The organism is Cytobacillus sp. FSL M8-0252 (genome assembly GCF_038007345.1).
In the GTDB taxonomy this organism is placed as follows: Bacteria; Bacillota; Bacilli; order Bacillales; family Cytobacillaceae; genus Cytobacillus; species Cytobacillus kochii.
In genome coordinates, this window is the sequence record NZ_JBBOWZ010000001.1 from 2,160,095 (window position 1) to 2,182,316 (window position 22,222).

Here is a 22,222-nt window from a genome sequence, read left to right on the forward strand (position 1 = left end):
TAATAAGAAAAAGACTTGTCTAAAAAAGGAGTAATTCTATGAGAACGTATCAGCTATATTTAATAGATGAACCTTTTGCGTCTCATTATTTTGGTAGAGAGCAAATGTTTTATCAGCTGTTCAAGGAATATGAACAAGCGACTGGGACGATCCAATTTATTTTGGGAAAACAAATTGCCTTTATCACCAAGAATATTCCAAAAGATAAAGTAAATAATGATTTATATAGAGAATTATATGCAGAGAAAAAAGTTTCTTATAAGAGTAATGCGTTTTATATTAAAGAAAAAAATAGTCAAGCTAAGTTGATGATCTATGATCGTTTTCTTAGTTTAGAGGCTCAAGGAAACTATGATGCAGAGACGGTTTTCTTTGAAGTCCTACGAAAAGAAGAAAGTTCTTATTTAGCTATCGACCTTTTTCATAATCGATTTGGCTGGTTAAAGCCAATAAAAGAAAGAAAGTTTGTCTAAATTAGAGAAAATCATCAGCAAATATTGTATAATAACCTTTGGTCTAGTACACTGTATGATAGACAACATGAAGGAGGAAGTAGTATGTGGACATATATTCTAGTTGGTATATTAGCATTACTTGCTGGTGTAGCACTAGGATTTTTCATCGCTCGTAAATATATGATGAGCTACCTAAAGAAAAATCCACCAATTAATGAACAAATGCTTAAAATGATGATGATGCAAATGGGAATGAAGCCGTCTCAGAAGAAAATTAACCAAATGATGAATGCGATGAATAAGCAACAACCTGGAAAATAACTTACGAACTATAGTTAGATAAAGTTACTAGGTTCAATTGCATATAGATAGAAACAGAGCAAACTTTATTTTTCGGTTCTTCATTGCAACTAAGAAATAGACCAAAGCTAAACTTTAGCTTTGGTCTATTTCTTTAGTCAGTATCATATTGTCGAATTCTCTGATATCACGTCACTTGTTTAATCCAAGTGTTAGCCTTTTATGCTTGTCTATTTAATGTGAGTCTGCTCTCGTAAAGACGATTATATTCATTTAATAAAGAATCTAACTCCTGACTATATTTTATGGCAGAAGCAGAGTTGAGGCCGTTTCTCATAGCGGTTTGTATCAGTTCTCGTCTTTTTTGTTCAATTAATAGTAGTAAGTCTTGTTTGTTCACGCACCTAAAACTCCTCTGCGATTTTGTTCTAACCATGAAGTAGTTTCTATTTTGTCCCAAATATACTTTTATTAATTATAGCGAATAATGGTAATTAATTCAAAAGAAACTTATGTAAAACTTTTTACATTCATTATACATATCACCAAATGATTCAACGAGATTGATACAATATCGAAATAAAACTGGTGTTTAACGTGTGTGTTAAATGTTAGACACAAATTATTCAAAAAGATTAATTTCTTTTCTCATAATGTTTTGATAGAATGGGGAAGGAAAAAGGGGAAGGTATGGAGGTGTTGGTATGACTGATGTGAATTTTATTATTGCTCTTGGTGCAGGCTTTTTGAGTTTCATCTCGCCATGCTGTTTACCATTATATCCGGCATTTTTATCGTATATCACTGGAATGAGCGTAGGTGAATTAAAAACGGAGAATGCACTGCTACAAAAACGTAGTTTGATACATACGCTATGCTTTTTATTAGGATTTTCAATTGTGTTTATTGCCATCGGCTTTGGTTCTTCTTATATAGGTAACTTTTTTTATGAATATGCTGACCTCATCCGTCAAATTGGAGCCATTTTTATTGTTATATTTGGTCTAGTGATCTTAGGTTTACTTAAACCAGCATTTTTAATGAAAGAAAGGAGATTTGATTTTAAAAATCGACCGACTGGTTACTTCGGTTCAGTTTTAATAGGCTTAGCCTTTGCTGCTGGTTGGACACCTTGCTCTGGACCTATTTTAGCATCAGTTATTTTACTTTCAGCGACAAATCCTGGATCTGGCCTATTTTATATGATTGCCTATATTATTGGCTTTGCTGTGCCATTTTTAATATTGTCTTTCTTTATCGGTAAAATGAAATGGATTAAAAAACATAATGTAAAGATTATGAGAATTGGTGGGATTTTAATGATAGTAATGGGTGTCGTCTTGTTTTTTGATTGGATGACTGATATAATCTCCCTTCTCACTATGTTGACAGGTGGTTTTACTGGTTTTTAACAGTGATAATTGGATTAAAAAGCGAGGAAAACTCGCTTTTTGTTCCTTGCGAAAATTGTCGTTGGGTTTAAATTGAAATTATTAGAAAAATTAGATATATTGTAATGAGTGATATTACTTTGAAATCGTAGTTCTTTAATATGAGATGTTGTAGCGGATGTGTTTGGAGGAGGAATAATAGGTGGCAAAGATACTAGTAGTAGATGATGCAAAATTTATGAGGCTGACTTTAACAAATATATTAAAAAAAGCCAATCATGATATTGTGGGCGAAGCGGAGAATGGTAAACAAGCCATTGCTTTATATGAAGAATTAACACCAGACCTTGTGACAATGGATATTACAATGCCAGAGATGAGTGGATTAGAAGCAATGAGAAAAATTAGAGCTGAATACCCAACAGCTAGAATTGTTATGTGTTCAGCCATGGGTCAACAAAAAATGGTAGTAGAAGCGATCGAAGCTGGGGCAAAAGATTTTATCATCAAACCATTTGATGAAGTTAGAGTGATAGATGCAGTATCGCGAGTGTTATCTTAATATCATACATATAATTTACTATTGAATAGGAATTAGCTATAATAATAAGTGTCATTGATTTTATTGTAAAAGGATGTTTTTTATGGACATGGTGTTGTTGACATCAATTGGAGCTGTTTCTATGGCAGTATTAGCTATGTTCATCCGAATGAAGGCAGCTAATCATCCAGTCACGATTAAGAAGATAATTTTACCTCCCGTGTTTATGAGTACGGGGGCATTAATGTTTATTTTTCCCTATTTTCGCGTTACGCCAATTGAATTAATGGAAGCTGTTATAGTAGGGGCATTGTTTTCCTTAATATTAATCAAAACGACTAAATTTGAAAAGAAGGAAGACGAAATCTATTTAAAGAAATCGAAAGCGTTTATATTTATCTTGATAGGTTTACTTATTATTCGGCTCGTTGCCAAACTGATGCTAAGTTCGACTATAGACATAGGTGCACTTGCAGGAATGTTTTACTTATTAGCATTTGCGATGATTGTTCCATGGCGTATGGCAATGTTCGTTCAATTTCGCAAAATGGACAAAGCGGTAAATGTCAAACAAGTTAGATCAAGACCAACTACTTAACAAGAAAAGAAGCACCTTTAAGAGTGTCCTAACTTTTAAAGGTGCTTCTTTGTTATTGTGCAATTTCTGCTTCGTTTTAAAAAAGATGTTCATATGGTGTCATGTTGATTTCTTTTTGTGCCAATTTTTTTCTTAGAAATTTATGATCTTTTTTTGGAGTAGCAATTATGTAGCCGCGGATGAGAATTTCCTCTGTTATCTTTGTTGCTTTTTCCTTTACAGCTAATTCCCCAATTTTTCCAGCTATCTTTTGTCTGGCAACATCACGAAAAAGTTCTGGTACTGGACTAACGAGATCATTTAATAACTCTTTTTCTTGTTGGCCCCATAAATGCTGTGTTTGTCTTACGTAATATTCTTCCCAATCCATATCAGATTTACCGTCAGCTTTAGGCAGCCGTTTTAAAAACTTTCGGAACATAAAGAAACCACCAATGGACATAAGGATTACTAATATGACAACCCAAAAAAGTATAAACCACATAAACCAACCATCGAGCATGTTCTTTTCACCCTTACCGTTCTTATTCTCTCATTATTATAAGCCTTCTTATGCAATCAGACAAGCAAGCGTCACAGAAGAGGTTCGTTTTTCCCAATTTGTGAAAACAATGTGGCGTATTCCTTGTCAGTGATTAGTAATCGATGATGTAAATCATATGTTCTCAAGACATATTCTTTTACACCTATAAATTCAGATTCAGTAATGACGAGAAAAGGGGTACCTTTTTGAAAATTTTGATAGTCTTTTAATAGACGTACTCTCTTCATGATTTCCCTCGCAAACTATAGTAAATAATTTACTTTCTATTATATTAAAATTTCTTGTTATTGTCGAAACTTGTCTAAAAATAAATCTTTTCTTTTAGTACAAATACTATTGCATATATTAATTATATTTTTTAGAATATACATATATTTCAGAAAATGGGAGGGGATCCATTGGATAACTTAGCGAAAGCGCATGACCAAAAGGAAGAGAATGTAGATTATGAGGTTGTGGCAAGTAGTTCAGCTTTTAAAAGTTTATTAAGTGCTAAGAAAGCCTTTTTAGTACCAATGATTATTTTTTTCATGCTCTTTTATTTTATGCTACCGATACTGACTTCGTTTACGAATGTGCTTAATCAACCGGCAATTGGTTCTATTACATGGACTTGGATGTATGCGTTTGCACAATTTGTGATGACTTGGGTTTTATGCATGATTTACGTTAAAAAAGCTGCAAAATTTGATAAAGATGCAGAACAAATCATTGAAAGTCATAAAACACAAGGAGAACGTTAATTATGAGTGGAATTGGTTTAACTTTATTCGTATTAATCGTAGCAATGACATTGGTGGTCACTTATTGGGCAGCAAAACGCACGAATACAGCAAGTGAGTTTTATACAGCCGGAGGGGGATTAACCGGTTGGCAGAATGGCTTAGCGATTGCTGGTGATTATTTATCAGCCGCTTCCTTTTTAGGTATTGCGGGCGCGATTGCATTATTCGGGTTTGATGGTTTCTTCTATTCCATCGGATACTTAGTAGCCTATTTAGTCGTATTATATATAGTTGCGGAACCACTTAGAAATTTGGGTAAATATACAATTGCTGATATGATTAGTGCCAGATTTAGTGAAAAGAAAGTTCGAGGAGTCGCAGCAATTAGTACGTTAACGATTGTTATTTTCTATATGATTGCTCAATTAGTTGGAGCTGGTGCACTTATACAATTATTGTTGGGTATTGATTACTGGATTGCTGTTGTAATCGTTGGTGTCATGATGACAACTTATGTTTTATTTGGCGGAATGACGGCAACTAGTTGGGTTCAAATTATTAAAGCAGCACTATTAATGATAGGAACAGTCATTATTTCATTCCTTGTATTAAAAGAGTTTAACTTTAATATTCTCGGTATGTTTGAGCAAATGAAAACGGTAACATCCCACGGTGAATCTTATTTAAACCCAGGTGTGAAATATACGAACGGTGTTGACACATTGTCAATGATGGTCGCTCTTGTATTAGGTACTGCTGGACTTCCTCATATTTTGATGAGGTTTTTCACAGTGAAAGATGCTAAAACAGCGAGAAGTTCTGTTGTCACAGCTACTTGGATTGTAGGAATATTCTATATCTTAACGATCTTCCTAGGATTTGGAGCTGCAGCGTTTGTAGGCTCACAAGATATCGTTGCAGCAAATGCAGCTGGTAATATGGCAGCACCTCTATTAGCTGAAGCACTTGGTGGAGACTTCCTAATGTCATTCGTTTCTGCCGTTGCTTTTGCAACCATTCTTGCCGTCGTTGCTGGGCTTGTGCTTTCAGGAGCTTCAGCCTTCGCACATGATATTTATGGGCAAATTATTAAAAAAGGTAAAGCAACTGAGAGAGAGCAAATGCTAGCCGCAAGATATGCTTCCATTGGTGTTTCTGTACTTTCGATTATTCTTGCCCTATTTGCGCAAACGTTAAATGTTGCCTTCTTAGTATCTTTAGCTTTCTGTGTGGCAGCAAGTGCGAACCTTCCAGTTATCATTTATACAATATACTGGAAGAAGTTCAACACAGCGGGTGCCATTTCAGGAATGGTTACCGGTCTCGTTACTGCACTTGTTCTAGTAGCTATTAGTCCAAGTGTATTGAGCCCTGAAGGAACAGCAATCCTTGTTGGTGATCCAATATTTCCATTAACCAACCCGGCAATCATATCAGTTCCAGCAGGATTTCTAGCAGCCTATATTGGTGCAGTTGTTTCAAATAAACGAGATGAGAAGAAATATGCTGAAGTAACTGTTAAAGCGAATACAGGTGTTAAATAATATTTTTAATACAACGCACAAGAGCGGCTTTCCATTAGAAAGTCGCTTTTCTTATATTTTGCGAAATAATGGTGGTGGGGATTTAATGGATATGGAAAGAATAGAAAATTTATCGAAGCCTGCACTTATATTAGATTTAGATGCTCTTGATCGAAACTGCCAGGTCATCGCAATGCATGCAAAAGGCAAAAAAATAAGAGTAGCAACAAAGTCTATTCGTTCCATTGATGTAATCAAGCGTATTTTAGCTTCAAATGAATGCTATCAAGGTATTATGACTTATTCTGCTGATGAGAGCTTAGTATTAGTGAAAGATGGTTTTAATGACATTTTGCTTGGATACCCAAGTATGGATGAAAATTCTCTAATGCTAATTGCTCGAGAGCATCCTAAAGAAATAACTGTCATGGTCGATTCTTTAGCGCATGTTGATTATTTAATAAAACTAGCAAAGTCTGTAAATGGCCAGTTTTCAATTTGTGTAGATATAGATATGAGTACAAATATTTTTGGATTTCATTTTGGGGTTCGACGTTCTTCTTTAAGGAGCTCCTCTGAGGTCCTAGCTATAGTAGAAGCTATTCATGCTAGTGATGTGCTTCACTGGAAGGGAATCATGGGATATGAAGCACAAATTGCTGGCGTTGGTGATAACGTCCCGCATTCATATGGGAAAAATACCATTATCCGTTTAATGAAACAAAAAGCAAAGCGAGAAGTAAAACGGAAGAGGGAAGCAATCATTACAGCTTTACTACAAAAAGGGTATACACCTGCTTTAGTGAATGGTGGCGGGACTGGTAGTATCCATTATACGGCAACAGACGAACAAGTGTCGGAAATTACTGTCGGGTCAGGCTTTTATTCACCACTTCTTTTTGATTATTATCAAGAGATTAAATATGAACCTGCTCTCTTCTTTGCCATACCTATTGTTCGTCAAGCGAAAGCGGATATATATACATGTCTCGGCGGAGGTTACATTGCTTCCGGTGTTACTGATCAAACGAAGATGCCACTTCCCGTATATCCATATGGCATGAGACTTTTATCAATGGAAGGTGCTGGCGAGGTGCAAACACCAGTGTCTTATTCAAAAGAACGTTTATCCATAGGAAGTGCAGTTGTTTTTAGAGCTGCGAAAGCTGGGGAGGTATGTGAAAGGTTCACAGAGATTCATTGCTACTCGGAAAGTCAATCTACATCAACTGTAAAAACGTATAGAGGGGAAGGGATGTGTTTCCTATGAGAAAAACTTCGCTCGCATCTATCCGTAACTGGGCAGAAAATGTACAATTCAATGCTGAGCAACTATTTTTTCCACAAAGCATAGAGGATGTCATAAAAGTTATAAATAATGCAAGAAAGGAAAAGAAGAAGATTAGAGTGGTAGGATCTGGACATTCTTTCACAAATCTAATTCAAACCGAAGAGTGGTTCGTTTCATTAGACCGTTTATCAGGTATGATTTCTTTTGATGAGGACCAAGGTTTAGTAGAGGTATATGGTGGTACCAAATTATATGAAATCGGCAAATACTTAGGTGAGAAAGGTTGGGCCCAAGAAAACCTTGGTGATATAAATACGCAAAGTATTGCCGGCGCAATATCAACTGGTACACACGGGACAGGTATGAAATTCGGCAATATTTCTACACAAGTTGAAGAACTAGTGATGATTACAGCAGGAGGAGAGGAACTGTTAATCTCTCGTCAAGTAAACTCACAATTGTACGATGCATCGCTCGTTTCGTTAGGGTTGTTGGGCATCGTTGTAAAGGTGAAATTAAAGGTCATTCAAGCACCGACCTATGTTTATAAAAGTAGGAAAATACTTTATAGTGATTTAAAGTCTCATATTAGTTTATATATCCAACACAATCGCCATTTTGAATGCTTCTTATTCCCCTTTTCTAACCATGTGCAAATAAAAACAATGAATATAACAGACAAGAAGCCGAGGAAAAGAAAATGGCGTAAGATGGAAAGTATGATAATGGAGAATTATATATTTGGTTTTCTATCTGTCTTATGTCGCAAATGGCCAAATCTAACGAAACCAGTTAGTCGTATAAGCGCAAAAGCCATTAGTGATAGTGAGCAATATGCGCCAAGTTATGATTTATTTGCTACTCCACGAAAAGTAAAGTTTGTTGAAATGGAGTATGCCATTCCGTTAGAGCATATGGTTGCTTGTCTCGATGAAATAAGGAAAAAAATAGAAGAGCAGCAATACAAGGTCCATTTTCCAATCGAATGTCGCGTCGTGAAAAGAGACAATATTTGGTTTAGCCCATCTTTTGGGAGAGATTCAGCTTATATTGCTTTTCATATGTTTAAAGGTATGCCATATGAAACCTATTTTAACGATATGGAAGCAATTATGAATAAGTATAATGGGCGTCCTCATTGGGGGAAGATTCATCAAGCAAAGGTTTCAGAGTTGACTCGTAAATACAGCCACCTAAGAGAATTCCTCATTTGGAGAGCAAAACTTGATCCAAACCATTTATTTGTCAATCCCTATTTGGCGAAGTTGTTTCATATTGAAAAGGGCAACATGTACGGGAAAGAAACAATGACAGAAAAGCCATGATTTTTCTAACATACGAAAGGGATATGGTAAGATAGTATTATCGAATCTACATTCAGGAGGATTCAGTCTATCTTGTCTAAAGAACTATTTCAAAAAGCTCAGGAATTTATTTATCAGTTTTACGAAGAAACAAGGCAAACAAAAGAACAAGCGGATAGAAGATTAAGTATGATATTTGATGAAATAGAATCAACTGGAACATATACGCAATTACAGGAAGAATTGGCTTATGGTAGCAAACTTGCATGGCGTAATAGTAATCGTTGTATAGGGCGTTTCTTTTGGGAAACACTTCAAGTCATCGATAAGAGATTATGTAACACAGAAGAGGAAGTAGCAAAGGCGCTTTTTGAGCACATAAAACTAGCGACGAATAGTGGGAAAATTAAACCTTTTATTACTGTATTTCCAAGTAACGAAAGTGATACAACCTTTCGTATATGGAATCACCAATTGATTAGATATGCTGGATATGACACCAAAGATGGTATATTAGGTGATTCATCTTCTATTGAATTTACAAAAAAGTGCATCGAGCTAGGGTGGGAGCCAACCTATAGTCATTTCGATATATTACCGCTTGTTATTCAAAAGAACAATGAAGAACCCAAATGGTTTACGATACCGACAGAATTAATTGTTGAGGTAGAAATCGAACACCCCGAATATACTTGGTTTAAAGAATTACAGTTAAAATGGTATGGAATCCCCATCATTGCTGATATGAAAATGGAAATAGGCGGTCTTATTTATGAAGCGGCACCTTTTAACGGTTGGTATATGGGGACAGAAATAGGTGCTAGAAATTTAGCAGATGAAGATAGGTACAATCAGTTACCTATTATAGCAGAATTGTTAGAGTTAAATATTCGCTCGAATGCTTCACTTTGGAAAGATCGTGCATTAATCGAATTAAATTTAGCTGTCATGCATTCTTTTCGACGGGCCGGAGTTAGTATTGTAGATCATCATACGGCTGCAGAACAATTCAAACAATTTGAAACGAAGGAAAGAAAACACAAGAGAGAAGTCACTGGAGATTGGACTTGGCTTATTCCCCCTTTATCACCAGCTACTACTCACATTTTTCATAAACCTTATAAAAATGTAAGTAAGTCACCCAATTTTTATTATCAGCATAAACCTTATTAAAAAAAGATAGATACTCTACCCTAAATGGTTAGAATATCTATCTTTTTTATGATGGGGAAGAAGTGTTGTGAACAATAGACTGAAGCCGTATTATACTACTTTTATTACATATTGAATCTGTCCGTTTTAATGTCTCTAAGGCACTATCAATAAGAAACTTCCTTGGTTTTTTTCTTAAAAGGAGTTCGTCTTGAATAAACTGTATCAATAATTCTTCGTCCTTAGTTAGTGCTTCCGTTTCTAAGATAAGTTCACATAAATACTTAATTTCATCCTGTGTTTCAGTACCTAATAAATCATTGATCTCTGTATCGATTAAAGAAGGTGAGAATAGTTGAACTTCTTTTGTCGCAACTTGATTTGTCATTTCTACAATTCTCTCAACACTATATTGAACAACCTTAGTAATACTGACCGATGATTGGAATAATTCAGTATAATATTTGCTCAACTGATGAAGAATACCAAGGAAGATAATTGACATATCAAGAAGGTATGCTCGCCGATTCTCTCCAAACAGATCAATAAAACGGTAATAAATCCACTTAATTGTCTGGAGCTGACCTTTTCTTATAAATGCTTTAAGTTCTATGTCATCTGATATGAACATTTCATCAAATAAGGAGATGAGCTGATGTTTATGATTAAACATGACTTGCTGTTCCACTTGCTGCTTGAAAACATCAATACTTTGTGGGCTTTTGCCGATAAGTAAAGCATCTCTCTCCTTTTCCATCAGTTTGTAACTATCTTTAAAGATGGCCATTAGTAATTCTGCTTTTGATGAAAAGTAATTATAGAATGTACCTTTAGATATACCTGTATAAGATAATATATCTTGGATAGAAGTAGCTTGAAATCCTTTTTCAATAAATAATTCATGAGCTAAATGAATGACATGTAATTTTCTGTCCTTCAAAAAATATCACCTTATCTTTAAGTTTTAAATAATTAGTATCATAACATAAAATTCTCCTAAGAAAAAATTCGCAAAGCGAAATATAATGATTGCATTCACTAATCATATCAGTTATGATAAGTCCTACGTGAAATAGTGGTATAAACAATTGAACAATGTGTATAGGGAGGGGAAACAATGACCGCAAATCACCAAAATTCAAATACACCACCCTATGGATTATTAGCAATCCTAATGGTGGGTGCGTTTATTGCGTTTTTAAACAATACTCTATTAAATATCGCCTTACCATCAATCATGGAGGATTTGAATGTAGATACAGCTACTGTCCAGTGGCTAACAACTGGCTATATGTTAGTAAATGGGGTCTTAATCCCTGCAACAGCGTTCTTAATCCGTAAATATAGTGTTCGTATTTTGTTTTTATTTGCGATGCTTATGTTCACATTAGGAACATTTGTAGCTGGATTTGCCGATATTTTTAGCATGTTACTTATAGGAAGAATGATGCAGGCTTCTGGTTCGGCTATATTAATGCCTGTTCTAATGAATGTGATGCTCGTTTCTTTCCCTGTTGAAAAGCGTGGTTCTGCGATGGGGATATTTGGTTTAATATTAATGGCAGCCCCAGCGATAGGTCCAACATTGTCAGGGTGGATTGTCGAAAATTATGATTGGCGAATGTTGTTTCATTTTATTTCTCCAATTGCAATTATCGTTTTACTATTAGGCTTTATATGGTTAAGAGATAAAAAAGAAAAGCAATCAATTAAATTAGATTTTCTTTCATTATTATTGTCTAGTATTGGGTTTGGTGGTATTTTATATGGATTCAGCTCAGCAGGTAATGATGGATGGAGTGCTGCAAACGTTTATTTAACCATCATTGTCGGTGCTATTTCTCTATTCATTTTTATAATTAGACAAAACAAGCAAAAAGAACCAATGTTAAACTTTGGTGTTTTTCAATTTCCAATGTTTACTCTCTCAACGATTATTACAATGGTTGTGAATATGGCGATGTTCTCAGGGATGCTACTCATTCCTATCTATGTACAGAATATCCGAGGTATTGCCCCTTTTGATGCCGGTTTAATGATGCTGCCAGGTGCATTAGTAATGGCAGCAATGTCACCCCTAACTGGAAAGTTATTTGATAAATTCGGTGGGAAAATATTAGCTTTAACCGGCTTAAGCATTATGACAATCTCGACTTTCTTTTTTAGTCGTCTTGGTATGGATACAGGAGCAATTCATATTATGGTATTACATACGATTAGAATGTTCGGTATGTCAATGGTAATGATGCCTGTGTCTACAAACGGTTTGAATCAATTACCACCACGGTTTTATCCCCATGGTACGGCGATGAATAATACACTTAACCAGGTATCTGGTGCCATTGGTACAGCGTTGCTTATTACAATTATGTCTAATAAAGCAAACGCAGTCGGAGAAGATTTAGCAAAAACTACTCTACGTGAAAATGGTGGAGGAGAACTATCTCAAGAAGCGATGATACAAATTGGGTTGCAATCTACATTAGACGGGATTAATTTTGCCTTTTTTGTTTCAACTTTTATTTCGGTTATCGCGTTGATTCTCGTCTTCTTTATGAAACGCTCAGTACCTGCAAAAGATCCCGAAGAACAGACTGAAGCATTAGAAACGGGACCTTTAAATGAAACAAAATCGTCAAGATGATAGAATAAAGTGACTGGAGATCCTCATCTCACAGTCATTTTTTTTGATTTTGTTAAAGTATGATTAATTGCATCTTTATACGAAATAATTGAGAATTTCTGATACCCGTGAAATAATAGGTACCATACATAATAGTTTTTATTAAAAGGAAGTGTTTTCTTTGAAAAAGATATATATTATTCACGAGAATGATGAATGGACAGACCATTTGACAAGAAGATTAGATGAATTACAAGTACCTTACGAAACATGGCACTTACATGAGGGAATAATTGATTTAAATTCTACACCACCAGAAGGTGTGTTTTATAATCGCATGAGTGCTTCATCTCACACGAGAGGGCATCGTTTCGCTCCAGAATTAGCAGCAAGTGTGATTACATGGTTAGAAAGTCACGGTAGACAAGTGTTAAATGGGAGTAACGCACTTTCGTTAGAGGTGAGTAAAGTGAAACAATATGCTCTACTAGAAAAAAGCGGGATTAAAACACCAAAAACAATTGGAGCAGTTGGGAAAGAAAATATTATAACTGCAGCTGAAAAAATAGGAACCACTCCTTTTATAACGAAACACAATCGTGCAGGAAAAGGTTTAGGTGTGCAGTTATTCCAAACAATCGATTCTTTAAGAACGTATGTTAATAGCAATTCCTTCGAAGAACCTGTTGATGGGATTACTCTTATTCAGCAATATATAAAATCGGAGGATCAGATAATTACAAGGGCAGAGTTCATTGGCGGGAAGTTTTATTATGCTGTAAATGTTGATACTTCAGAAGGCTTTGAATTATGTCCGGCAGATGCTTGTCAAATTGGCGATGCTTTTTGTCCAATGGGAGAAGAGCCACAGATACGTCCTAAATTCGAAATTACTGAAGAAGTGGATACTGAACAAATGGTTAAATATGAGAAATTTCTTGAATATGCAGGAATTGATGTAGCAGGGATTGAATTTATAAAAGATGGTGATGGTAACGTTTATACGTATGACATCAATACAAATACGAATTATAATGCAGACGCTGAAGCAATTGCAGGTAAATACGGCATGTTACAACTAGCAACGTTTTTGAAGGAACAGTTGAAGCTAGCATAATTCATGTTAGCCATCATATACTAATGAAGCTAGTCCATTTTTCTATGAACAGTTCTAAATAGAATGACATATGCTAATTCAAAATGTGTATGTCAGTAATACTGAAATGTTAGGTAATACATCTAAGGGCTGCTTAATTTTAAGCAGCTCTTGATTATGGAGGACTTTAACGTTATTTCTTGACATTTGCTCAAAAAAGAGTATATTTATAACTCGTGATAGCGTTAAGTTTAAAGAAAAATTTACATTGTCATAGAACGTTCATAATTATCGACTATAATCATAATATGCTATTGTTCAATACAAACGAGGAAAGTAGTTGGTGAGAAAAGGGTTTTTATTACCAATTGCTTATAGAATTTTTTTAAAAGCATGTTATAATAATGTGCTAGAAGGTAGGTGCAATAATGGATAATTTATCTAAAAAAGGTCAAAGTTTATTCTTCGATAAATATATTGGCTTCTTTATGTTAGCTGTATTCTTCCTTTGGATGAAAACGTATATAACACAATTAACTCAATTTAATCTCGGGGTTGACAGCCCAATACAGCAATTTCTCTTATTTTTAAATCCTTTAGGGTCATCGTTGATCTTTCTTAGTTTAGCTTTATTTTTTAAAGGAAGACGAAAGTATATTGCGACATTAGTGATATACAGCATAATGTCATTTTTGTTATATGCGAATGTGGTATATTATCGTTCATTTACGGATTTTATTACATTACCAACATTAACAATGACACAGAACTTTGCAGATGTTAGTAAAAGTGTAACCACTCTACTACGCCCATATGATTTCTTATTCTTCATAGACATCCTTTTCTTAATTGGTCTATTAGCATTTAAATTTGTTAAGATCGAGAAGAAAGATTATGGTAAGAGACGCATGGTTGCCGTATTATCTTTAGGGTTAGCAATCTCATGTGCAAACCTAGGACTGGCTGAAGCAGATCGACCACAATTATTAACACGTGGGTTTGATAGAAACTATATTGTTAAATATCTCGGTATGTACAATTATACTATTTATGATGCAGTACAAAGTACGAAAGCATCAGCTCAAAGGGTTATGGCAGATAGCAATGATACAACCGAAGTCGTGAACTTTACGCAATCTAATTATGCTGAACCAAATCCAGAAACATTCGGTATTGGGAAGGATATGAATGTGATATATCTTCACTTGGAATCCATTCAAACTTTCTTAATGAACTATGAATTGCATGGAGAAGAAGTTACACCATTTCTCAATTCATTAATTGAAGAAGAAAACACAACTTATTTTGATAACTTCTTCCATCAAACAGCTCAAGGAAAAACAGCTGATGCAGAATTTATGCTTGAAAACTCGTTGTACGGGTTACCACAAGGTTCTGCTTTTACTACAAAAGGAATGAATACATTCCATGCAGCACCAGCCATTTTAAAAGAAAAAGGCTATACGTCTGCAGTATTCCATGGAAATAATGGGACATTCTGGAACAGGAATGAGATATATAAAGGATTTGGCTATGACCGTTTTTATGATGCAAGTTATTTTGATATGAATTCAGATAACTTAACTGACTATGGATTAATGGATAAACCATTCTTTGAGCAATCAGAAGCTTATTTGGATGAATTACCACAACCTTTCTATTCGAAGTTTATTACCGTAACTCATCACTATCCGTATCCATTAGATGAAGAAGAAGCGACAATTGATAAACATACAACTGGCGATCCATCTGTGGATAATTATTTCCAAACGGCAAGATATGCGGATGAAGCACTTGAAGAGTTCTTTAATTATCTTAAAGAATCAGGACTCTATGATAATTCAATTATCGTTATGTATGGTGACCATTATGGAATTTCAAGTAGCCATAAGAAAGCAATGGAACAAGTATTAGATACAGAGTATAATGATTTTCTTGATACAAGTTTACAACGTGTGCCTTTATTCATTCGTGTCCCAGGGATGGAAGGTGGAACGAACCATGAATATGCAGGCCAAATTGATTTAAAACCAACGTTATTACATTTACTTGGTATCGATTCGAAAGAGTATATTCACTTTGGAACTGATATTTTCTCAAAAGAACATGATGATTTAATACCGTTTAGAAATGGAGATTTTGTTAGTCCAACAATTACAGCTATCGGTGGAAAATATTACGATTCAAATACAGGTGAACTAATAGAAGATGAAGAAGTTATTGCAAAAGGCGATGAGATGAATGAAAATGTTGAGCAAAAGCTCGCATATTCAGATAAAGTCGTCAATGCTGATTTACTTCGATTCTATGAACCAGAGAATTTCACTCCTGTAAATCGATCAGATTATGATTATGCCGACTTTAAAAAGTTGTTTACTGACACTGAATCAAGTACAAACTCAAACGATATGATTAGAGAATAAAAAGAGGAGCCATTAGTGCTCCTCTTTTTATTATTTCACGTTATTTTTTCAAAAACTATTGAATTTTTTAAAAATTTTAATTATTATATAATATATAAACCAATGACAGTAATTACCTTACTGCAAAAATGGTTTCCCTTTTTGAATTGTGAATATGAAAATCATTGACAATGATTCACTTGATTTTTCTTGCCGAAAAACAAGCCGTGAATAGGAGTCAGTAGAGTAAACTTTTCGGAGGAAAGTTTATTTTGCTGACTCTATTTTATTGTTGTAGAAATGGAGTGTATAAAAGATGGGGCTTGCATTAGAAGGGGTTAAGATTATCGACCTATCACGGGTGTTAGCAGGACCATTCTGTACGATGATACTTGGTGATTTAGGTGCAGAAGTCATTAAAATTGAACATCATCAGAATGGAGATGAAACAAGATTCTGGGGACCTCCTTTTGTTGAAGGTGAAAGCGCTTATTATTTATGTGCAAACAGAAATAAAGAGAGTATGACATTGAACTTAAAAGCTGAAGAAGGGAAGGAGGTTTTTCGTCAATTAGTAAAAGACGCTGATATCGTAGTACAGAATTTTAAGACTGGTACATTAGATAAATGGGGACTTGGATACGAGCAGTTAAATGAATGGAACAGTAAAATTATTTTAGCTTCTATTACAGGGTTTGGTCAAAGTGGCCCATATAAAGATCTACCTGGGTATGATTACATCATTCAAGCAATGAGTGGTTTAATGAATATTACCGGAGAGGAAGCTGGCTCACCAATGAAAGTTGGTGTTGCCATTTCTGATGTGATTACAGGATTATATACTTGTATTGGAATATTAAGTGCATTACAACACCGTCAGCACACTGGAGAAGGTCAAGAGATTGATATAGCATTATTAGATTGTCAAATATCGGCTTTAGTTAATGTAGCGAGTAATTATTTGGTCGGTCAAACAGAACCTAAGCGGTTAGGTAATCGCCATCCAAATATAGCCCCATATCAAGTATTTACGGTGGCTGATGGAGAAATGGTCATTGCTGTTGGCAACGATCAACAATTTGCCCGTTTCTGTAATATTTTAGAATTAGCTGAGTTGATAAACGATAAACGGTATGCCACCAATCGTAGTCGCGTTGAAAATCGTAGTTCGCTAATACCAATTCTTCAACGAGAGTTGTTAAAAAATTCAAAACAAAATTGGAAGCGTTTATTTGATGAACATGCGATTCCAAACGGTCCAATTCATACAATTAGCGAAATGTTTAATGATCCACAAGTTCTGGCAAGAGAGATGGTGATAGAGGGCAATCATCCTCATATACCGTCGTTGAAATTAACAGGTTCTCCATTAAAGCTGTCAAAATCTCCGGTCAAAGTAAGACATCATCCGCCGCTTTATGGGGAACAGACAGCCGAAATATTACAGAGAGTGGGATATACCAGAGCTGAAATAAAAGAAATGAAAAAAAATCAAGTGATATAGGAGGAATTATGATGATGAATTTCGAATTAACAGAAGAACAAGAAAGTGTAAAAAAATTAGTGAGACGGTTCGTTGACAATGAAATTATGCCAAATATTCAAGAGTGGGATCGTAAACAACATTTTGAACCTCGTATTTTAGAAAGGCTGTCAGAACTTCAATTAATGGGTGTATGTATTCCTGAGCAATACGGCGGGGCGGGGATGGATTATAACACCCTAGCAATTGTATGTGAGGAATTAGAAAGAGGAGATACAGCATATAGAACAGCAGTGTCTGTTCATACTGGATTAAATAGTATGACCTTATTGCAATGGGGAACTGAAGAACAAAAGCAAAAATATTTAGTTCCTCAAGCAAAAGGTGTAAAAATAGGTGCTTTTGGTCTTACTGAACCGAATGCTGGATCAGATGTAGCAGCAATGAATTCGACAGCGAAAAAAGATGGTGATTATTATATTTTAAACGGATCAAAGACTTGGATTTCACTTTGTGATGTTGCTGATCACTTTCTTGTATTTGCTAAAACAGATCATGATGCAGCTCATAAAGGTATCACAGCTTTTATCGTTGAGAGAACATTTGCAGGAGTAGAAACAAAGGCCATTAAAGGAAAGTTAGGTATACGAGCGGGTAATACTGGAGAAGTGTTCTTATCTGATGTAAAAGTACCAGTAGCCAACCGTTTAGGTGAGGAAGGGGAAGGCTTCAAAATCGCCATGTCAGCTTTAGATAATGGTCGATTCACAGTAGCTGCTGGTGCAGTAGGCTTAATCGCTGCTAGTTTAGAAGCAAGTGTGAAATATTGTCATGAAAGAAAAACATTTGGTAAAGAGATAGGAAAGCATCAACTTGTTCAACAAATGATTGCTAAGATGACTGCTAACCTAGAAATTTCACGCCTACTTGTTTTCAAAGCTGGATCGCTGAAAAATGCTGGTAAGAGAAATACAAAAGAAACGTCCTTAGCCAAATGGATTGCGTGTGATGCTGCGTTTGAGGCGGCAAATGATGCGGTACAAGTCCATGGTGCTTATGGTTATTCAGATGAATACCCCGTAGAAAGATACTTGAGAAATTCAAAAGCTCCGGTTATTTACGAAGGAACGAGAGAAATTCATACCGTTATGCAAGGTGAATATGCACTAGGCTATCGTGAAGATAAGCCATTGCGTAACCCACTGCCATCTTGGCCCTTTGAAGAAGAAGAGGTGGCAATTCAACAAAGATAAGGAGAGCAACTATCATGAATACATTTTTTCTAGCAGGACACGCTAAGCTTCCTCAAGGAATGGCGGCAAGGAACCTATATGATTCTATTACAATTACATTAGAATTGGATCAAAAGTATGGTGTAATCATTGATGCATCATGCACGTTAGCAACAGAGCATGGAAGAGAATTTATTCGCCAGTTATTAAGAGGATATAGTTTAAATGATGGTTTGGAACCTTTGATACAGAGAGTAAAAGATCATTATAAAGGCAAAGCGGGTCAAGCGATATTAGCTGCTTTAAAAGATGTGCACACACAATATGAAATGGTTTTATCTATGAAATAAGGAGGGGGGCTGCTTTCATGCAGACCCCTTTTTCCTATCATCGTGTAAAAAAGGAGAAGAGTGATATGGATACCATTCGTTTTAAGATCGGAGACAGTGCAGCCATAGCAAGAAAATTTACAGAAGAAGAAATTTTGAGCTGTCAGCAACTAACAAATGATTATAGCCCTGTTTACCAATTACACAATAAGAAATGGGATGAACCTTTTCATAAAGCAATCGTACCCGCATTGTTAATTGAAGGACTGATCCATCAAGTAGTTAGTGAAAAATTACCAGGTTGTCCATGTGTGCTCCTTCAAAAAGAACTGTTATTTTATGACCCTGTCTACCGTGACGAAATTATTACAGCTAAGTTAGATTTGCTAGACTGTCATAACGAACGTCATTGGTTGACGATGAAGGTATCATGCATAAACGAAGATAATCATGAAGTCATTAGAGGTCAGCTCGTGGTACAATTACTCGGGCATAGAGGTTGAATAAGATGAAGGATATTACATTGATGGAACAATCTCATCAAAATCCAATATTAATCGTAACTGAGCACGGAAGAATGGTTACTGCTAACCCTATATTTACCCAACGGTTTGCGATTACAATACAAGAATTGAAAGGTCAGTTGATAGAAGTTAGTAATTTTCCTTATCTGATTGGCAAACTTCACTGTCTAACGATCTTATCGGTTCTCTGTATCGTCAAAGTTAATAAAGAAAATGGTCATTATCGTTTAACTATTTTTTTAAAAGCAGATGAAATTTCTCTCCCTGTTTTAAAACAGTTTCTTTCTTTATTACAAGAAAAAGAGCAATATACACCTAAGACACATACAGCTAATTATGAATTTACGCATATTATCGGTGAAAGTCAAAAGTTATTAGAAGTGAAAGAACTAGCTGCTCGTATAGCTGTTAGTTCATCCACAGTTTTAATTACCGGTGAAAGTGGTACTGGTAAAGAATTATTCGCTCAAGCGATTCATCATGCCAGTCCAAGGAGAAAAGGCCCTTTTATTGCAGTCAATTGTGCAGCCATTCCATCAGAATTATTTGAATCTGAAGTATTTGGTTATGAAGAAGGCGCATTTAGTGGAGCGAAAAAAACAGGCAAACCAGGAAAAATTGAGCTAGCACAAAATGGCACATTGTTCCTTGACGAAATTTCTGAATTGCCTAAAGCGGCTCAAGGAAAGCTATTAAGGGTATTGCAAGAGAGAGAAGTTGAGAGGCTTGGATCCATAGGAAAAAAGCGAGTGGATATTCGGATAATAGCCGCCACGAATAGAGATCTATTTGAGCTCGTCTCGGCAGGGGAATTCAGACAAGATCTATATTATCGTTTATTCGTATTTGATCTGCCTATCCCCCCATTAAGAGACAGAAAAGAAGATATATTACCGCTTGTTCACTATTTTTTAGATAAATATAATCAACAACTAAATAAAAACGTAAATCAGATTCATCCACATTTGCTAAAATGCTTAATGGAGCATGAATGGCCTGGTAATATAAGAGAATTAAAAGCTGTGGTAGAAAGAGGGGTAACACTTTCTTTAGGAGAAGAGTTAGGCGACAATGCTATGGTGAAAAGAATAGCGACTCAGACTAGTCAAACCCAGTGTTTACCAAGCAATAATACTTCAAAAACCTTAGAAGAGATCGTGAAAGAAACAGAAAAAAAAGCTATTGTTGAGGCTTTAGAAAAATCGGATGGAGATAAAACGATGGCTGCTGTAAAATTAAATATTCATTTAGCTAGTTTATATAGAAAAATGGCTAAATATCAAATCAAAACCTAAGTAAGTAGAAAACGTAAGCAGATTTTGGCAGAGAGCCAATTTGTTTACGTTTTTTTTGTTGATAACACTCGTTCATCTACTGTATAATGACTCACTTTTGCAAATATATTTCGCAAAAGTGAGATAAATTCGCAATAGTAAGAAGAATGAAACTGAATAAACAGCTTCAAACAAATAAACTAATTTGGCATGGTTCTTGCTTAATAGTAACTGAGAGGAGGATGGATGATGTTACAATTTTCATTTACTGAAGAGCAAGAGGACTTTCGAAAAATTTTAAGAAAATATTCTAAAGAGGTATTATTACCTCAATATACAAAGTGGGACAGAGAAAAAAAGACGCCGAGACATTTATGGGAGGAGCTAGGGGAGTTAGGTGTAACAGGTCTGCGTATTCCAGAAAAATATGGTGGAAGCGCGGCAGATTGTATCACGACAGGTATTGCTGCTGAAGAAATAGGCAAAGGTGATTTTAATTTAACTTATTCAGTAATGTTAAATGCTTTAATAGGAGAAATTCTCTCCATTCATGCAAATAATGCTATTAAATCAGAGTGGCTTCCGAAAATTGCACAGGGAAAATCGATTGTTGGGATTGCAATTACTGAGCCACAAGCAGGTACCGATGCAGGGGGAATACAATCAACAGCTATTAGAAAAGGCGATCATTTCATTCTAAATGGTGAGAAATCGGGGATTAGTGTGGCAACAGTGGCGGATGCATTTATTCTTTTTGCTAAAACCGACCCAACTGCCGGAAATAGAGGAATATCCGCTTTTCTTGTACCTAGTGATTTACCAGGAGTAGACTGTAGAGGTTATGAAGATATGGGAAATATCCCAATAGGTAGAGGCTCCGTTTATTTAACTGATGTCATGATTCCTGAGCAATACTTGATTGGTAATCTAAATGAAGGCTTCTCTCAAGTGATGAATGGCTTTGATTTAAGCCGACTTTTAATAGGACTTCAATGTATAGGTACAGCCACACAAAGTTTGGATGAAACAATAGAACATGTGAAAACAAGACATTCTTTCGGCAAACCATTAGCTGTGAATCAAGCAGTCTCTTTTCCGATAGTACACCATTATACTCAACTGGAGCTCGTTAAATGGCAAGCTTATCGAGGACTGTGGTTGCGTGATGAAGGTTTACAACATACGAAGGAAGCAGCATCTGTTAAGTGGCTTGCACCTAAATATAGTAGTGAAGCGATTCATGAATGCCTCCTTTTAAATGGGCACTATGCTTATACAAAAGAAATGCCATTTGAACAACGATTAAGAGATGTCATTGGATTAGAGATTGGTGATGGAACAGCCCAAGCAAACCAAATGGTAATCGCCAAACACCTTATAGGGAAAGAATTCCGATCTTATCAAAAAATATAAATTCAAATCAGAAGAAAAGGAG

23 protein-coding genes are annotated in these 22,222 nt (G+C 35.5%); 19 read left to right on the forward strand and 4 right to left on the reverse strand.

Going from position 1 to position 22,222, the window contains the following annotated elements; genetic code table 11:
- Nucleotides 1-38 precede the first annotated feature (38 nt).
- The gene (sirA, locus tag MKX83_RS11070; protein WP_095369431.1) at nucleotides 39-473 is read left to right on the forward strand and encodes a sporulation inhibitor of replication protein SirA; all 435 of its coding nucleotides are present in this window, start codon (nucleotides 39-41) and stop codon (nucleotides 471-473) included.
- Between the two features lie 84 nt (nucleotides 474-557).
- Entirely contained in the window at nucleotides 558-776 is a 219-nt protein-coding gene (locus tag MKX83_RS11075; RefSeq protein WP_095369430.1) for a YneF family protein, read from the forward strand.
- A 199-nt stretch (nucleotides 777-975) separates the two neighbouring features.
- Here the strand turns inward: MKX83_RS11075 and MKX83_RS11080 are convergent, their stop codons facing one another.
- The gene (locus tag MKX83_RS11080) at nucleotides 976-1,155 is read right to left on the reverse strand and encodes an aspartyl-phosphate phosphatase Spo0E family protein (RefSeq protein ID WP_095369429.1); all 180 of its coding nucleotides are present in this window, start codon (nucleotides 1,153-1,155) and stop codon (nucleotides 976-978) included.
- 304 nt (nucleotides 1,156-1,459) lie between these two features.
- Between MKX83_RS11080 and MKX83_RS11085 the strand changes: the two genes are divergently transcribed.
- The 3 genes from MKX83_RS11085 to MKX83_RS11095 all read left to right on the forward strand — a co-directional run bounded on the left by MKX83_RS11085 (nucleotide 1,460) and on the right by MKX83_RS11095 (nucleotide 3,285).
- Nucleotides 1,460-2,167 carry a cytochrome c biogenesis CcdA family protein gene (locus MKX83_RS11085; protein ID WP_095369428.1) on the forward strand — a complete coding sequence of 236 codons (708 nt, stop codon included), beginning with the start codon at nucleotides 1,460-1,462 and terminating at the stop codon, nucleotides 2,165-2,167.
- A gap of 181 nt (nucleotides 2,168-2,348) precedes the next feature.
- A complete protein-coding gene (locus MKX83_RS11090) occupies nucleotides 2,349-2,708 on the forward strand; it encodes a response regulator (protein WP_095369427.1) in 360 nt (119 codons plus the stop codon).
- A gap of 82 nt (nucleotides 2,709-2,790) precedes the next feature.
- Complete coding sequence (locus tag MKX83_RS11095) at nucleotides 2,791-3,285, forward strand: CcdC family protein (RefSeq protein WP_095369426.1); 495 nt, start codon at nucleotides 2,791-2,793, stop codon at nucleotides 3,283-3,285.
- Between the two features lie 76 nt (nucleotides 3,286-3,361).
- Here MKX83_RS11095 and MKX83_RS11100 read toward each other — a convergent pair whose 3' ends face one another.
- A complete protein-coding gene (locus MKX83_RS11100) occupies nucleotides 3,362-3,787 on the reverse strand; it encodes a DUF2621 domain-containing protein (RefSeq protein ID WP_095369425.1) in 426 nt (141 codons plus the stop codon).
- A 71-nt stretch (nucleotides 3,788-3,858) separates the two neighbouring features.
- A complete protein-coding gene (locus MKX83_RS11105) occupies nucleotides 3,859-4,056 on the reverse strand; it encodes a hypothetical protein (RefSeq protein WP_095369424.1) in 198 nt (65 codons plus the stop codon).
- Between the two features lie 171 nt (nucleotides 4,057-4,227).
- On the opposite strand from MKX83_RS11105, the gene MKX83_RS11110 reads away from it, so the two are divergent.
- The 5 genes from MKX83_RS11110 (at nucleotide 4,228) to MKX83_RS11130 (ending at nucleotide 9,845) form a co-directional block, all read left to right on the forward strand.
- Complete coding sequence (locus MKX83_RS11110; protein ID WP_233435262.1) at nucleotides 4,228-4,572, forward strand: DUF485 domain-containing protein; 345 nt, start codon at nucleotides 4,228-4,230, stop codon at nucleotides 4,570-4,572.
- A gap of 2 nt (nucleotides 4,573-4,574) precedes the next feature.
- On the forward strand, nucleotides 4,575-6,098 hold the full coding sequence (locus tag MKX83_RS11115; protein WP_095369422.1) for a solute symporter family protein: 1,524 nt from the start codon (nucleotides 4,575-4,577) through the stop codon (nucleotides 6,096-6,098).
- A gap of 85 nt (nucleotides 6,099-6,183) precedes the next feature.
- Nucleotides 6,184-7,347: an alanine racemase gene (locus MKX83_RS11120; RefSeq protein ID WP_341055321.1), complete on the forward strand. Its 1,164-nt coding sequence runs from the start codon at nucleotides 6,184-6,186 to the stop codon at nucleotides 7,345-7,347.
- Nucleotides 7,344-8,693 (forward strand): D-arabinono-1,4-lactone oxidase, encoded by a 1,350-nt coding sequence (locus tag MKX83_RS11125; RefSeq protein WP_341055323.1) that lies wholly within the window; start codon nucleotides 7,344-7,346, stop codon nucleotides 8,691-8,693. The genes MKX83_RS11120 and MKX83_RS11125 overlap by 4 nt, the downstream gene beginning before the upstream one ends.
- A 72-nt stretch (nucleotides 8,694-8,765) precedes the next feature.
- Entirely contained in the window at nucleotides 8,766-9,845 is a 1,080-nt protein-coding gene (locus tag MKX83_RS11130; RefSeq protein WP_095369420.1) for a nitric oxide synthase oxygenase, read from the forward strand.
- A 46-nt stretch (nucleotides 9,846-9,891) separates the two neighbouring features.
- Here MKX83_RS11130 and MKX83_RS11135 read toward each other — a convergent pair whose 3' ends face one another.
- Nucleotides 9,892-10,764 (reverse strand): TetR/AcrR family transcriptional regulator, encoded by an 873-nt coding sequence (locus MKX83_RS11135; protein ID WP_328199183.1) that lies wholly within the window; start codon nucleotides 10,762-10,764, stop codon nucleotides 9,892-9,894.
- A 177-nt stretch (nucleotides 10,765-10,941) separates the two neighbouring features.
- On the opposite strand from MKX83_RS11135, the gene MKX83_RS11140 reads away from it, so the two are divergent.
- The 9 genes from MKX83_RS11140 (at nucleotide 10,942) to MKX83_RS11180 (ending at nucleotide 22,200) form a co-directional block, all read left to right on the forward strand.
- Entirely contained in the window at nucleotides 10,942-12,468 is a 1,527-nt protein-coding gene (locus MKX83_RS11140; protein ID WP_341055325.1) for a DHA2 family efflux MFS transporter permease subunit, read from the forward strand.
- Nucleotides 12,469-12,628: 160 nt separating this feature from the next.
- A complete protein-coding gene (locus MKX83_RS11145) occupies nucleotides 12,629-13,564 on the forward strand; it encodes an ATP-grasp domain-containing protein (RefSeq protein WP_341055327.1) in 936 nt (311 codons plus the stop codon).
- A 407-nt stretch (nucleotides 13,565-13,971) separates the two neighbouring features.
- Nucleotides 13,972-15,966, forward strand: coding sequence for an LTA synthase family protein (locus MKX83_RS11150; protein WP_095373470.1), 1,995 nt, complete (start codon nucleotides 13,972-13,974; stop codon nucleotides 15,964-15,966).
- Nucleotides 15,967-16,261: 295 nt separating this feature from the next.
- Nucleotides 16,262-17,449, forward strand: coding sequence for a CaiB/BaiF CoA transferase family protein (locus MKX83_RS11155; protein ID WP_328199186.1), 1,188 nt, complete (start codon nucleotides 16,262-16,264; stop codon nucleotides 17,447-17,449).
- 14 nt (nucleotides 17,450-17,463) lie between these two features.
- Complete coding sequence (locus MKX83_RS11160; RefSeq protein ID WP_180317080.1) at nucleotides 17,464-18,681, forward strand: acyl-CoA dehydrogenase family protein; 1,218 nt, start codon at nucleotides 17,464-17,466, stop codon at nucleotides 18,679-18,681.
- Nucleotides 18,682-18,695: 14 nt separating this feature from the next.
- Nucleotides 18,696-19,010, forward strand: coding sequence for a DUF3870 domain-containing protein (locus MKX83_RS11165; RefSeq protein ID WP_095373468.1), 315 nt, complete (start codon nucleotides 18,696-18,698; stop codon nucleotides 19,008-19,010).
- A 17-nt stretch (nucleotides 19,011-19,027) separates the two neighbouring features.
- Entirely contained in the window at nucleotides 19,028-19,492 is a 465-nt protein-coding gene (locus tag MKX83_RS11170; RefSeq protein ID WP_341055329.1) for a hypothetical protein, read from the forward strand.
- 5 nt (nucleotides 19,493-19,497) lie between these two features.
- Nucleotides 19,498-20,808 (forward strand): sigma-54 interaction domain-containing protein, encoded by a 1,311-nt coding sequence (locus MKX83_RS11175; protein ID WP_341055331.1) that lies wholly within the window; start codon nucleotides 19,498-19,500, stop codon nucleotides 20,806-20,808.
- 228 nt (nucleotides 20,809-21,036) lie between these two features.
- Nucleotides 21,037-22,200 carry an acyl-CoA dehydrogenase family protein gene (locus MKX83_RS11180; RefSeq protein ID WP_341055335.1) on the forward strand — a complete coding sequence of 388 codons (1,164 nt, stop codon included), beginning with the start codon at nucleotides 21,037-21,039 and terminating at the stop codon, nucleotides 22,198-22,200.
- The last annotated feature ends 22 nt before the right edge of the window (nucleotides 22,201-22,222 follow it).